11 protein-coding genes are annotated in these 14,104 nt (G+C 62.2%); 1 reads left to right on the plus strand and 10 read right to left on the minus strand.

The genetic code is table 11. The features are described 5' to 3' along the window. Positions 1 to 8: 8 nt before the first annotated feature. From ACIBW9_RS00925 to ACIBW9_RS00965, 9 genes are all read right to left on the minus strand, one after another. The gene (locus ACIBW9_RS00925) at positions 9 to 1,061 is read right to left on the minus strand and encodes a hypothetical protein (protein ID WP_398949877.1); all 1,053 of its coding nucleotides are present in this window, start codon (positions 1,059 to 1,061) and stop codon (positions 9 to 11) included. A gap of 113 nt (positions 1,062 to 1,174) precedes the next feature. Beyond that, positions 1,175 to 1,804 (minus strand): RDD family protein, encoded by a 630-nt coding sequence (locus ACIBW9_RS00930; protein WP_398949879.1) that lies wholly within the window; start codon positions 1,802 to 1,804, stop codon positions 1,175 to 1,177. A 183-nt stretch (positions 1,805 to 1,987) separates the two neighbouring features. Next, on the minus strand, positions 1,988 to 2,503 hold the full coding sequence (locus ACIBW9_RS00935; protein ID WP_398949881.1) for a peptidoglycan-binding protein: 516 nt from the start codon (positions 2,501 to 2,503) through the stop codon (positions 1,988 to 1,990). Positions 2,504 to 2,865: 362 nt separating this feature from the next. Then, complete coding sequence (locus ACIBW9_RS00940; protein ID WP_398949883.1) at positions 2,866 to 4,548, minus strand: protein kinase; 1,683 nt, start codon at positions 4,546 to 4,548, stop codon at positions 2,866 to 2,868. A 403-nt stretch (positions 4,549 to 4,951) separates the two neighbouring features. Further along, positions 4,952 to 7,309 carry an FHA domain-containing protein gene (locus ACIBW9_RS00945; RefSeq protein ID WP_398949886.1) on the minus strand — a complete coding sequence of 786 codons (2,358 nt, stop codon included), beginning with the start codon at positions 7,307 to 7,309 and terminating at the stop codon, positions 4,952 to 4,954. A 300-nt stretch (positions 7,310 to 7,609) separates the two neighbouring features. Continuing rightward, positions 7,610 to 9,451 carry a protein kinase gene (locus tag ACIBW9_RS00950; RefSeq protein WP_398949888.1) on the minus strand — a complete coding sequence of 614 codons (1,842 nt, stop codon included), beginning with the start codon at positions 9,449 to 9,451 and terminating at the stop codon, positions 7,610 to 7,612. A gap of 371 nt (positions 9,452 to 9,822) precedes the next feature. Further along, positions 9,823 to 10,347 carry a hypothetical protein gene (locus ACIBW9_RS00955; protein ID WP_398949890.1) on the minus strand — a complete coding sequence of 175 codons (525 nt, stop codon included), beginning with the start codon at positions 10,345 to 10,347 and terminating at the stop codon, positions 9,823 to 9,825. Between the two features lie 311 nt (positions 10,348 to 10,658). Next, on the minus strand, positions 10,659 to 10,868 hold the full coding sequence (locus ACIBW9_RS00960) for an acyl-CoA carboxylase subunit epsilon (RefSeq protein ID WP_398949892.1): 210 nt from the start codon (positions 10,866 to 10,868) through the stop codon (positions 10,659 to 10,661). Between the two features lie 406 nt (positions 10,869 to 11,274). Beyond that, on the minus strand, positions 11,275 to 11,694 hold the full coding sequence (locus tag ACIBW9_RS00965; protein ID WP_398949894.1) for an NPCBM/NEW2 domain-containing protein: 420 nt from the start codon (positions 11,692 to 11,694) through the stop codon (positions 11,275 to 11,277). A gap of 1,077 nt (positions 11,695 to 12,771) precedes the next feature. Between ACIBW9_RS00965 and ACIBW9_RS00970 the strand changes: the two genes are divergently transcribed. After that, positions 12,772 to 12,927 (plus strand): sigma factor-like helix-turn-helix DNA-binding protein, encoded by a 156-nt coding sequence (locus ACIBW9_RS00970; RefSeq protein ID WP_398952041.1) that lies wholly within the window; start codon positions 12,772 to 12,774, stop codon positions 12,925 to 12,927. Positions 12,928 to 13,158: 231 nt separating this feature from the next. Here the strand turns inward: ACIBW9_RS00970 and ACIBW9_RS00975 are convergent, their stop codons facing one another. After that, positions 13,159 to 14,028 carry a GNAT family N-acetyltransferase gene (locus ACIBW9_RS00975; RefSeq protein ID WP_398949896.1) on the minus strand — a complete coding sequence of 290 codons (870 nt, stop codon included), beginning with the start codon at positions 14,026 to 14,028 and terminating at the stop codon, positions 13,159 to 13,161. Between the last annotated feature and the right edge of the window lie 76 nt (positions 14,029 to 14,104).

Here is a 14,104-nt window from a genome sequence, read left to right on the forward strand (position 1 = left end):
CCAGGAGATCAAGGCCCTTCCAGGCCCACCCACTCCTCGTACCTCACGCGGTAGGAATGCTCGCCCCACTGAACGGTTCCCACGCCGCTAGTCCCGTCTTCATGCCCGGGAGTCAGAGACGCACCATCCAAGGTGTGGTCCCATCCGCTTGCAGTGACCGTCAGGGACACCGGCTGGTACGGCCTGCCAGCTCTCCGGTCGTCGATACTGAGATGAACCCACGGTGTGCGCCGCACGCCCAGCAACTCGTCTCGTTGCACTGAGTCGCCGATGGCAACATTGAACGAGGACATGTGGCAGACGGTGAGGTTTCTGCCATCGGCCAAGTCCATCCCAAGGCATCCAGTTCTTCTATCTTGCCACCTGACGATTCCAGGTGCCGGAGAATATACGTTCGGCGAAACAGTCGTACCCTCGGTTGGTTCAAGATCGACGGCGAATAGCTGGTTCTGGCAGTGATCGGGTCCTCTCCCAATCACGCAACCGCCTTCCGTATTGTGATACCCCTGAACGACATGGTACGGGGCTTGAGCTTCACCAGATTCGTGATGGAATGGATCGGTCAACGCTGTGGCGGGAATTCCCTTGAACAGCTTGACTCTTATCGAACCTGCGTTATCCACCAAGCAGCGATCATCATCATTGATTCGCAGATACACTGAACCGCTCTGCGACGCATGAAGGATCTTACCTTGAGCCACCGGCATTGCAGTGGCATCGTCCGTTCCGTCCCGTGCGTACAGGGTCCCATAGGGGACGTGGTCGTTCAGTTTGCATCCTTGATAGATTTGACTGTCTACCGACGGTGCGTAGCCACTGGGCCCAACCGTTGGGAAAGATCGGCGATCTACCGTCCAGCCACCACTCAGATAGGAGACCGTGTAGGTTTCACCTTCCTCGACCTTGAACCCTGTGTCTTGCCACCCATCGGTGGCCGAAACCCGAGAGATCACGATCGGCCCCTGGCTCGGCGCAGCGCCTGCCGAATCAACAGGTGCTAGAAAAGCAGCGGTCGTGGCTACAGCAAGCCAAGATGCCAGCTTTTGAAGATGGAAAGTCACTGGCCCACCTTCTTCGCGAAAAGCTCATTGAGCAGGTGTATCCACGTTCGTCGTGAGGTCGATCGACGACGAACTGACCTTGATCGCCGAGCTACGGACGACAGTGCTCGTCGTCATTCACCTCTGGGTTCGGGCGGGGCGCCCCGGTGCGGCCACCCATCCTCCACCGTTGCGGTCGCGCTGTCCTGGCGCTGAACGGGGCGGAGCAAGCCTTGCCGGTCGCTGACGACTAGCGTGGAGGCCAGCTTGTCCCACAGTTCCTGCCGGTTGCGGTCCCAGAACAGCCAAAAATAGAGAATGAAGAATGTGAACGTCGCGAGAATCGCGACGATCGGCTTCGCTATGAACTCACGAAAGAACATCCGCCAGAACTGAGCCGTTCGCGGTTCACCGATGTGGACTACTCTCATTTGAAGTAGCTGCTTGGCAGGCGTCTGACCCTGCGGGAACAGGAAGAGTGCCCAAATGAGCCACCCGATCCCTGCGGTGAAGACCAACAGGACTCCCTCCAATAGATATCCACCAAATCGAAGACCGATGGTGGACAAGGGGAGCCCTTTGGGAAGGAAGAGGACCTGCCCACAGAACTGACAGGAGAGTTCGCCTGTTGCCGCCTGCCCACATGCACTACAAGCGGCAGGCGCTGGAGGGGGTGCGTAGCCCGGTCGGCTGGGCCATTGGACTGGCTCGGGCTGCTTGTCAGTATTCCGGTCTTCTATGTCGCGATCTGGATTCTCAACCATAATGGCCTCTCCCAAGGTGTCAGGTCGTCATGAGGTGAGCGACACAAGGGCCAGGGCTTGACGGCGAGTTGCTAGTCTCGGGGCTGTTCCTTAGGTGTCGTACCGCGTGAGGTGGCCAGAGCCGCGGGGGGCGCCGAGCAGCCCGGGCGTCATGGTTTCAGGACCACACTGCCCAGGGGACCGTCAGCAGAAGGGAGCCCCTGGCGCGTTGGCCCAGAAGGAAAGGAACGACCAGGTTTGGGCTCCGATGCGCCCGTCGACGACGATGTCGGCACATCGCTGGAAGTCCTCTGTCGCGGATTGCGTGACCCGGCCAAAATCTCCGTCCTCGTCCAGGCCGACGCCCATGGCCTGATTTAGGTAGCACTGGGCTTGTTGGACTGCTGGCCCGGATGACCCTAGGTGAAGACTCGGTCGGCTATCGGTGTAGTTGCATACGTCGTCCGGTCCCTGAGTCACGAAGTTTGGTGGATGCTTCAACTGGTGTGCGGCCTGGGTGCTGGTGACCGCGGCCGTCGCAGAAATGCCGTGCAATGCCGCTACAGCCGGTGCTCCTGCAAGGGAAATTGGAAGAGCCAGGGCCGCTGCGGCGGTTAGCACACGTCGCATCCTGATCACCTCCGGGGAGGGTGCCCTCTTCTCATCGTGCGCTTCCCTCACCCGGGCTGCATCTCGGGCAGGGCTGCCGTTGATGCCCATCGAATTTGGATGTGGCTCCACTCGTGTTCGTCGCAATCTGGTGTTGCAAACTGTTCGCGCCTACCGATGTGGTGCAGGGTGCGAGGGGCTCGTGAAGTCGCCGGTGTGAACCTAACCATCCTGCCTGAACACCGCGCTGGCGACGGCGCGTTGTGCGGCGGCATCCGGTCTGCGGTCCGGGTGGCGAGGTACTCCGCCCAATCGCGTTTGGCGTAGGCGACCCAGCGGACAGGTCAGAGAGGATCGGGCTGGGGAGATCAGCGACGAGGCCGGCCAGTGCCGCGTTGTGGGCGGTGCGGACCGGGATGTCGTGGTGGCCCAGTTGGCGGCCGAGGGTGAGACGGAATGCCGTGCCCTGTCTGTCAGATCCGATCCGAGGTCCGAGTGGGAAGCCCATATCGTTGAGCAATCGGATTCCATCGTCGAATGAAGGCGTTTTTGGCCGAGGTTGCTTGGTAGCTGGCGGCGCTAGCTGAGTTGTAGTTGTCGTCATGCGGAGTGCTCCCTGGCGCACATCCGCCGTTCGCCATCGCATCGGCCCAAGCGGCGTATGCGGTGTCCGCGTCTTGGCTGTGCTGCCAAGCTGTACGCAGGTATGTTGCCGCGTCGGCGCCGCCGGGGATTTGAGACAGGTCAAGTGCGTCAAGTTCGCTGATGAGTGTGGAGCGCTCCTGCTCGGCGTTTTTCAGGTCTGTGCTGGCGGCGGAGACCGTTGCTGAAGATCTGCACGCCTGCACGGCATTGACGGCGCCGATCACGCTTCGCCGGGATTGCGCGCTCCGATCGAGCAACTGGTCCATGGACTTGGCCTGGCCTGCCGCCGCCGGAGGGCTTGGGGAGGGGCTTGCGGATGAGGTGGGTTGCCCGGATTGCGAGGCGCTTGGTCTGGTCGTCGGCGGGGAGGTTGAGGGCTTGTCGCCGCCCCTGGAGGTGAGTGCCCAGACCAACCCTCCGACTAGCACTGTCGCCATCACAGCTGCGAGCGTGATCAGCAGCCAGGTGCGGCGAGCTGGACTGGTGCCCCGTGTTTCTGCCGGGTATGAGTCTCTGACGGTCGGAGCTGTGTCCGCTGACGGGGCGCCCGGTGCATTTCCTCGCGGGGGCGTCGAAGAGGTCGACTGGGTGGGCTGGCCCGCGAGCACTTCACCAGCCGATTCCGTTTCCTGGGGAGGCACCGCTTGGGTGGCGGGATGTGGCTCGTGTGGGGCTACCGCTCCGGCAGCCACTTCTTCCAACATGCGCTGAGCCTGGGGTGCGGTGGGCCGTGCATCCGGGTCCTTGCGCAGCAGCGCCTCGATGACGGAAGTCAGGGGGCCGGCGTGGCGGGGCTCGGGCAGCGGGTCTGAGATCACGGCTTGCAGCGTGCTCAGGGTAGAGGTGCGGCGGAACGGCGACTCGCCCTCGACGGCGGCGTACAGGGTTGCGCCCAGGGACCAGAGGTCTGAGGGCGGACCTGGCCGGTGGCCCGTAGCACGCTCGGGGGCGAGATAATCGGGTGAGCCGACGATATCGCCGGTGTGGGTAAGCCCGGGAGAGCCTTCCAGAAGCGCGATGCCGAAGTCGGTGAGGACAACCCTGCCGCTTCGCTCCAGCAGCACGTTGGCCGGCTTGACGTCGCGGTGTAGTACCCCGAGCTGATGGGCCCTGTCCAAGGCGGCCAGCACCGCTGTCCCGACCTGTGCGGCATCCCGCGGGAGCAGGGTTCCCTCGGTGGCGATGACGTCCGCGAGGGACTGGCCATCGATCAATTCCATGACGATCCAGGGCCTGTCGCTCTCCTGCAGGACATCGAAAACGGTTATCACGCTTGGATGTCTGATCCGAGCCGCGGCCCGCGCTTCCTGCTGCATGCGGGTGTGCAGGACGGACCGCTCTTCTCGTGACAGGTCGCTTACGCTGACTTCCTTCACCGCAACTTCGCGATCCAGCAACTCGTCGTGAGCTCGCCAGACCGTACCCATGCCCCCATGGCCGAGTTGCTCGACCAACTGATACCGCCCAGCAAGCAGCCGTAGATCTCCCCTATCGGCGGGTGACTGCTTCATGGCTATCCCTGTCCGCGCCCAGTCCGGGGCCACGCCACACGAAATGGAAACAGGGGCACGGACGTACCTAGAGCGCCAGCGCTGAACTGGCTCGGCCGCTGTGTTGACCCGATAGGCCACAGGTCAGATCTGTTGAAATCAGCACCATCACGGCTCCACCCCTGCGAATCCCAGCCCCAGGGACGAGCTCATACTGAATTCTCTCGCTTCCGCTCGTCATCAGCCACCCGAGCCGATAGGGATTGGCCTCGGTCGGTGCAGCCGCTGGGCTTCTTCGGAAGGACTTGAAGTCCCAGTAGGCAGCGCGGAGTTTGACTTCGGTGGGCCATCGGCTACATGGTGCCTGGTCCTCGCCGTTGTTATGCGGTGGTACTCCTGGCTATGCGTCCCGGGACAGGTGCGCTTACTTCCTCATGGTGGCGGGTTCCTGCCGCCGCAGCAGGCTGTAGACGATGAGGCCGAAGATGATCGCGAGGAGGATGAGCATGCCCATGTTCAGCAGCCATGCCGCAGAGGTGTGATGGAAGAATGGATCGGCATTCATCTTGGGGTCCTCGGGGAGGATCGAGGCGAGCTGAATGGTTCCGGCCATCGCGGCGAACGCCCACCGGGAGGGCGCCAGCCACGCCAGTTGCTCGATCACGTGTGCGCCGCTCACCTTCAGAAAGCCACCGCAGAACACCAGCTGGACAATGGCCAGGAGCACGAGCAAGGGCATGGTCACCTCCTCTTTGCGTACGAGCGCGGAGATGAGCAGGCCGAGCATCATGGCTGTGAAGGCCAACAGGACCACGGCGAGCGTGATCTCGGCCAGCGGCGTTATGAGAACTCCATGACCCCCTGGTGCGTGCAGGTCGACGCCGGCGAGGGCAACCACGGTGAGCATGGCAGCCTGGACCGCCGTGATGGTACCGAGAACGATGATCTTGGAAAGCAGATACGCCGATCGCGACAGGCCGACGGCGCGCTCCCGCTGGTAGATCACGCGTTCCTTAACCAGCTCGCGCACTGCGTTGGCCGCGCCCGTCAGCACGGCGCCGATACACAAGGTGAGTAGCGCACCCAGCGCCGTATGGCGGGTCAGGTGGCTGCCGGCGGTGAGCCGGGTCAGGCTGCCCATCACGATCGGAAGCGCGATCATCACGCTGAGGAAGGTCCGGTCGGCGCTGAGAACGGCAGCGTAGCGCTTCACTAGCGTCCGCAGCTGTGCCCCCCAGCTCTGGCGGCGCGGAGGGGTGCCCGTCAGGCTTGTCCCAGACCGGATCATGGACGACGCCTGGACGCTGAGGTTCTCTATGTATCGCTGGTGGACGCGTGAGCTTTGGTATTCATCCGCCCATGCACGGTCGCTGTCTGCCTCGAACGCCTCAAAAGCCTCCGGCCAATCGTCGAAGTCAAAGAAGGGCAGGGCGTCGTCTGGAGGGCCGTAGTAGGCGACCTTGCCTCCGGGCGTGAGAACGAGCAGCCGGTCGCAGAGTTTGAGACTGAGCACGCTGTGTGTGACAACGATGACAGTGCGACCGTCGTCTGCGAGGCCGCGCAGCATGTTCATCACGGAACGGTCCATGCCGGGGTCGAGGCCCGAGGTGGGCTCGTCGAGGAAGAGCAGGGACGGCTTGGTCAGCAGTTCAAGCGCCACACTGACGCGTTTCCTCTGGCCGCCGGAGAGGCTGTGGATCGGCTGCTCGATGCGGTCTTGAAGGCCCAACTCTCGAGTGACCTCTTCGACCCGGTTCTGCCGCTCCGCCAAGGCTGTGTCCTGCGGAAACCGCAACTCGGCCGCGTAGCTGAGGGCACGGCGCACGGTGAGCTGCGCGTGCAGGATGTCGTCCTGCGGGACTAGGCCAAGACGTTGGCGGAGTTCCGCGTAGTCGCGGTAGAGGTCACGCCCGTCATACAGCACTGCGCCGCGGTCGGCGGGCCGCACACCGGTGAGGGCGTTGAGAAGGGTGGATTTCCCCGCGCCGCTGGGGCCCACGATCGCGAGCAGGCATTTCTGCTGGACGGGGAAGGACACCTCATGGAGGAGCTCGTGGTCGGTGTCGATGAGCACCGTGAGGTTCTGCACGTCGAGGGAGATATCGCCGGTGTCGACGTACTCCTGGAGCTGGTCGCCGACCAGGCAGAACGCTGAGTGACCGATACCTATGATGTCGCCTTGAGCGACCACGGAGCGGTGAACGGGTTGGCCGTTGAGGAAGGTTCCGTTGTGACTGTCAAGGTCGACAACCTCGTAGCTGCCGTCGGGGTGCGCGCGCAATTCAGCATGCTGCCGGGAGACGATCAGATCGTCGATGACCAGGTCGTTGTCGCTGCTGCGGCCAATGCGCACCGTCCGTGAAGGCAGCGGCCGCACACTGGTCGGCTCACGAAAAGTGCCCGTCGCGGAGGACATGAGCACACCCGAAGGCCCCTCCGCCGAGTGGCCCGCCAGTGGGTGCGGCCGGGCGGCGATGACGATGCGCGGCCCGTCGTCGATGCTGCCGAGGCGGATGACACTGCCTGGCCACAGATCCCCCGCCCGGACCTGGCGTCTGTTGGCAAAGGTGCCGTTCTTGCTGTCCAGGTCCTCGATGGTCCAGCGACCCTCCTCGGCACGCAAGACCGCGTGATGCCAGGAAACACGGGCATCGTCGAATACGACATCGCTCAGCGGGTCCCGTCCGACGAGGTACTCCCGGTTCGGAAGCATCACCGTGGTACCCGCGTCGGTTTCGAGGAGGAGTTCGGGCGCGGTCGCCGCGCCAGGCCGATCTCCCATATGAAAACCCTAATCGGCGATCCTTCCCTGCGCCTGATGAGCACGCCCGCACCGCTCGGGCACACCACTGCGAGCAAGTACTCGCGCCCTGGCCCGCACGGTCCTTGACTGCTCCACCGTCTTGCGAGTCTCGCATTCGGCACCCGGATGCGACCTCGTGGACGGCCAGCGGCGAGACAACGGGCTGCTCGTGCGGCGCATGTTCCCCAGCGGGCCACCGCCCGGCTCGGCGCGCGTCTGATGGGGGCGTGCCGGGTGCGCACAGTCGGTTCGGGGACTGTCAATAGATTGGCTGGCCCCCTATGAAGATTCAGGTACAACACTAGCGGTGAGTTTGCGACGGTCAAGTCTATATACGGTGCACATTAGGTAGTGGAATCCCTGTTTCCATGTATCCTCATCGGGCAGAATCGCTCTTACTCCGTAAGTGCTGGAACTGTAAGCGGAGCCGTATTTTTGGCTACATTCGTCGCTTGCTGATAGCTCTGCCGAGTAGGACCTGTCAGAGGGTGCATGCCAGAACCCCACCGCTTGCTCATTGTGGGGAGAGTCGCACCCGGACAAATAAGCATTGTACTCGGTTTTGTTTTCTTTGACCTTGTAGCAATCGCCTGTTTGTGCGTTCTGAGGCGTGATCGCGTCGTTAAGCTTGCGGAAGGGGCCCACTGATTCGTAAATGTTACCGGCTCTATTGAAGACGATGCATGCAGTGTTGTGTACTCGGCTTTTCCAGCCTTGATCGGTGGGTGGCAATGCGTAGGGTCGGGCGTCGGCCATTTTGTTGACTGTGTTCTTCACATCTGACGCGCATCGGTTGTAGCCATTTGCTTGGGCGTCCGAGACTGACGTCGCAGAATCGGAAGTGAGCACTTGACCATCAGGAACAGTATTCGCACAGTCCACCAGGGTTATCTGCGGCGCTTGTGCAAATTTTTCACCAGTCCAGTGAGCTGTGACGCAGTCGCCGGGGTGTAGTTCCTGGGTGAGCCCTACAGCTGCTCCGTAGGGCATCGCTGGACCAGTCTGAGTCCTGGAGAAAGAGGGGCTATGGCTGGAGGAGGGATTGTTGGAGCCACCAAGACCGGCCACTAGTGCCCACGCTCCCAAACCGACAACGAGCAACGCTGCAGCGGCTAGGGCGATGTTGCGGCGTGTCATATGCGACGCAGGTGTGGGAGCTGGCTGTGGAGGGGTGGGTGGGGGCTTGGGGGTTGATGGTTGCTTGATCGGCTGCGGCATCTCTGTGATGGTCTGCCGTGGAGCTCGCTGGCTCTCGGTTGTCAACTGGCGGAGAAGGAAGGCTGCGTCGTCTGCTCGGAGTCGCTGCGCGGGATCTTTGGCAAGGAGCTTTAGCAGCACGGGTGCCAGGTCCCCGGCACGGGAGGGCGGTGTCGGCACGTCGGTGAGCACTGCGGTGAGCGTCGCCACGTATGAGCTGCGGTCGAAGGGCCCATGGCCCTCGACCGCGTAATAGAGCGTGGCGCCGAGGGAGAACAGGTCCGCTTGCGGCGTCGGCTCTGCGCCGCGCGCGCGTTCGGGTGCCAGGAAGCCGGGTGTCCCGACGATCCCGGAGGCGGTGGTGAGCCGTGGTTCGCCGGCGTCTCGTTGGAGTGAGATGCCGTAGTCGCTTAGCAGGACCCTTCCAAGCCCGGCAGGGCGGGGACCTTGTGGTTCGGGGAAAGTCAGTAGGATGTTGGAGGGTTTGACGTCCCGGTGCAGGATGCCCAACTGGTGCCCTGTCATCAGTGCATCGAGCAGGGCCACGCCGAGCCTGGCTGTGTCCTCTGGTGACAGGGGCCCATTTTCGCCGATTATGACTTCGAGGTCGCGTGCACCGGGCACGTGCTCCATTACGATCCATGGCAGACCAGCGTCCACGATGCAGTCATAAATCGTCACAACATGAGGGTTTCCCCGCAGTCGAGCGGAGTGCCGCGCTTCGCCCCTGGCTCGGGCGATGCGCGCATTCAACTCATGCTCGGGAATCTCCGGAGGCACAGAGATCTCCTTGAGCGCGACATCGCATTCCAATTCCTCGTCATGGGCCAGCCACACGCGCCCCATGCCACCGGCCCCCAGATGGCGCGTCAGGCGATACCGCCCGGCGATCAACCGACCTGCAGCGTCATGCCTCTCTGCCATGCCTACCCTCCACCAAACGAAGCAGCGAGCCAATTGCCTCCGCGGCCTTCGGGATGAGCTGCCTGCGGCCAAGGCTGTCCGTGAGTCGCGTTTGTCTGATTCCGTTCCGGTGGCTACCTGCCGTTACGCAGGCAGACAAGCTTGAGTCAGGAGAGAGACCGGTGGCTGCGGGAAATCGCTGCTCGCGTCCCTTCAGATGGCTGGGATGGCGTACCGGCCTGCGCTACGGTGTGCGAGCTTTGTGAAGTCGTGCCCCGATTCTTTCATCGACACGCCCCAGTGACGAGAGAGGCGTCTGCTGGCGGGTGCGGGTGATCACGTATTCCGTACCAAGATCAACGGCTGCCCACCCGTCCACCGGGCGTGCACTACTAGGCCAAGTATCCGGTCAATCTGTCGCCTGCATGCAGGTCCTTGATCTGCAGAGAGCAGCTCACCGCGGTAGCCGTGACCCTGCTCGCTGAGGCTGCGGCCCTGAACGCCAGCGGAGATCCGTCAGGCAACCCGGACACGGCGATCCAGTACGACAAGCCGTCAAAGGGCCGGCTGGAGAGCAGTACACCCTCCGGCGACCTCACCCGGAGCCTGGTAGTGGGGGCGCCAGGAGTGGACTCGTCCCAGGAGGCTCCGCTTGGAACTCCCCAGATGTAGTTGGGGCGCTCGCTGTACCCCACGAACTGCGCACCGTCCGGGCTCACGATCTCCAGCGTGAGCGTGACGTCCTTGAACGTCACTTCCTTGTACGACGTGGACGTCAGCACGTCGATGTTCAGCAACGCGGTGGCGTGCGGCTGTGGGAAGCTTGCGACCGACTCGGTGTAGGACCGAAGATGCACGTTTCCGACGCTCACGACATCGGAACGGCATTCTGGGTCGTCCCTCACGAAACTGGCCATTGAGCGGCCCCTTTCGATGTCTGAAGGCCCTCACGACACGGCCATGGGTGCTATCCACGGAGTCGTCCGAACCTTCCGGACGATTTTGCTTTGCGCGTCTGTCTTACGGCACAACTCCATGCAAGCATCGACCGGGCCGTAGTGCCATTCGGGCAGGTAGGCCACGGCCTCGCCATCTTTCCGCCTGAGAGTAGGAGGGGTGTGGCCGTCACCCTCGGCCATGGAAAGGCGAGGGTCAGCCGTCCGTCCATCGACCCGGGCCCGACAGGGCTGAGGAAGACGACATCACCCCGCTGCTCCACGAGAAATAGTCAAGGAAGTCGGGTGTCGGGGGGTGTCCGCCAGGAGGTCGCCGGCACGTGGCTGTTCCAGGACCGGTCCCAGTGGGCTCGGGAAATCCTGCGTTCCGGTTCGGCCCGTCGCGCGGAATTCGCGTTACCAAGCGCACTCAGGACGACGGCGAGGGCTGCCATTTCGAGTTCACTGGGCTGGCCACGGTGGATATGCAGGTGATGGGGCATCTCTTCACGTTGCTCCGACCGGCGCGGCGGTTCATCTCCAAATCCGCCATCCGGGTGACCGTGTCGGTGGCGGCTGAGCCGTTCGGTCGGCGACGGGTCACCGTCGCGAGGTCAGATTGTTGTGAGGACGACGACCGGAGAACGAGAGGGAGAGGGGTTTTATAGTTGATGGGCACATGTAAGCACAGAGCCTGAGCAGATCTTAACGACGAGAGGTAGGTGCTACGGAGAGGATGATCAATCAGGTAGGTCACCCCTTGGCGAAGTGCCTCGCTGGCACCGAGCTCTTACCAGTTTGTCGTCATGGGCGGAGTGTATGCCGATGCATCATATGGCACAAAGGATATTATCTCCACCCGTTGTCTAGTGTCCAGCGAAATCCGGCACGAGAACTTGGCTCGGTGCATCAAGACAATTGCGCATTACCCCAAATGGCTTCGTCGAAGTGATAGCAGTGTTGCGAGATGGAGAACGAGCTCACCAGCTTGAGGCGTCGCACATTTCGCGTATCAACAGTCACCTTACGTGCAGGCCCGGCCGTAATCTCCTTTTGAACTGCGAGCTTACCGTCGGCATACACTTCAAATGTCACGCTGAGGTCAGCGGCGGAGTTATCGTCACTTAGGCCCATCCAGACAGTGAATGACTTGTAGCCACTGCCGACGCTGTATTCCCACTCTTTCGACTGTTCACTCTCTGAACAGAGTTCCTGATATTGAGCCACGCTGTGACGATAAGGGACTTTATTGACGATCGCGGACACTGGATATGCGCCGATCCCTTGCGCTGAAGCGGGCTTCATACTACTGAGATAGAGCGTCGGCACATCTGCACGGGGCGCAGGCGAAGAGGGAGCCACATCGTCTGGGGGAGCAGTGGCAGACGTTGACGAACCGTTGCTCGGAGTTGGGCCCGCGCTTGTTGCCCTGGTCATTGGAGTGGGGCTATCGCTGTCCGATGGTGCTGCACTTGTTGAGCTACTTTCATCGCCCGCGATGAATGGGGCGGCCATGATAAGTCCACCGAGCATCACAAGGCCCCATGCAAATAGCAGGAGACGCACACGATGCTTTACTACATCAGTCTCCGATATTTCGAATGACCCTGCTTTGGCGCGCCCCTTCATTGCAACCACAAGGAGCAGGTAGAGCCCTGGGAGTAGGAAAAGAGCCCCCACTGGCAAGCCCGCGAACCTGGCGTTCAATATGCACCCCCGATGTCAACAGGCAGGGGCGTCCCCTCGCCCTCAAGCATCGTGGCACGCACGACTGAGGCTGTCAGTAGGTTGGACGGTCTCAAAGACGGGGGCTTGATGAGCACCCGTCGCGTCGAACTGGTGAGCGTTTCGGAAGGATGCCAGGTGACCGCATCGCACGGTACTGACCTGTCTATGGGGAAGAGGGAGGCCTCCGGCTGGCGTGTGCGATTGGGGGCTTGGCTATGCGCGGCCCGGTACTTACTCGGCGGGGAGTCACCGGGCGAGGAGAGACGCATGCATGAACGACACGAACATGTCGTTAACCCTCTGCCCGCCGGTCTATCGTCTCGCGACGGGCGCGCTTGGCAACCGCAACTACAGGCAGGCTCAGTCGACGTGACTCAGAGCTTAGTCGTCATCTTCATCGTCGTCCCCTTGATCGTAGGGCGCCTCTGTGCTTGATGAGTCCGTATCAATATGCCCTTCCGAATCGGACTCGACGTAGACGTGATCACCGTCGGGATGCTCGGCATCCCACCTCATCTCGAACTCTTCGGGAGTCTCGGCGCCTGTAGTTGACATATTGCACCACCAATACCAGGAAAGGAGGGTTTATAGTGGATGTATTAAAAATCAGGCCATGTTGTGAGTAGTGACAAACAATGGAAACTGGAGCTTGAGCAGCATCTTGGCGCGATACCGCCAATGCAGCAACAAATACTTTGTTTGCGCTTCGGGCTTAGAGGTGAGCGCGCCCACGCGCTGGATGAGGTCGTTGAGCTGCTGGCGCTTAGCCGTCATGAGTTACGACAGCAGGAGGCGAGAGCCTTGAAGCGACTTCGTCGTGATCGTGCCGCGTAGTGTTCTGCTTCTAGTCTCTGACTGACTTGCTCGTTGAGCAAGTCCGCGCTGATTCTGGGAGCTGGCTCGTTGTCGACTGGCAGACGCAGCAACGCCCGGTGGAAGGCGTGGAGCGGTTGCATGAGGCGCTTAGTGGCTTTTTGGGGCATTCAGTCCCAGGTACCGAAACCTCCGTCTCGACTGTCACGTGCTGGAATTGGCCGCGTGAAGCTGGCCCGAAGGTTGGGAAAGTCAGGCGACCTGCCAGTAGGTGAAGCCGAGCGACGTCAGTCCTTCGGACCAGCAGAGGCGATCGGAAGGCCCTCCGGCCTCCGTTTGAAGGAGCTGGTAGTCGGCCCCGTTGACCTGCCCCCAGTGCATTGCAGCTCGCCAGAGCAGCCGTCCCAACCCTTCGCCGCGGTGCTCCTGGAGGACACCGAAGTACTGCGGCATCAGTTGAGGGGTGCCGATCGCGTCGGGACGGATCTCCATGGGGCCGATGGCGCCGACCACCCGACCGCTCACGACAGCGGTCAAGACTGGTCCGACCTTCCCAGCCTGCATCTGGCCATAGAGGAAGGCGAAGCCGTCCGACGTCATCTCCTCGGCGAAGCCGGCGAAGGTGCCTCGTACACCCGCCGGCCACTGGTCGAAGGGGCGGACTGGGCCGTCGGGAGCCGGGCAGATAGCCGTCCTGAAGTTCTGGAGCTGGATGCGCGTACCGCGGCCGTCCGGAGCTTCGGGACCAAGGAAACGGACGATCCGCGCCTTCGCTGCTCCATGCTCAACCGCCAGCGTCTGCGCTAGCTCGGTGGCTGCAGCGACGCTCTCTGGCTCGATGCCATACAGATGGATCTTGACCGTGCCAGCCCCGCGCTGGGACAGCGTGGGGATGAGCGTCTCAGTGGGCCGATGGACGATGTCCTCGACGAGCACGATCTCGTCCTTGGCCTCGGACCAGCGGATGTCCTTGTCGTAGCGCAAGAACCATCGGTCAGTGGAGGCTGCGGTCAGGGTGTCCGTGAACAGGTCCTCGGTAAGGACGGACGGATGGACCGGCCCGATCGTCGGCACGTAGGGCGCCAGCACCACCGGACGTAGCCAGTCCCACCGGAATCGCATGTGCTCAAGGTACTCATTTCGCGTGCAGGGCTCAGGCCCTGGCGTGGATGCGCCAGGACCTGAGCACAGATCACCG

It is taken from the genome of Streptomyces sp. NPDC049541, assembly GCF_044465725.1.
Lineage (GTDB): Bacteria > Actinomycetota > Actinomycetes > Streptomycetales > Streptomycetaceae > Streptomyces.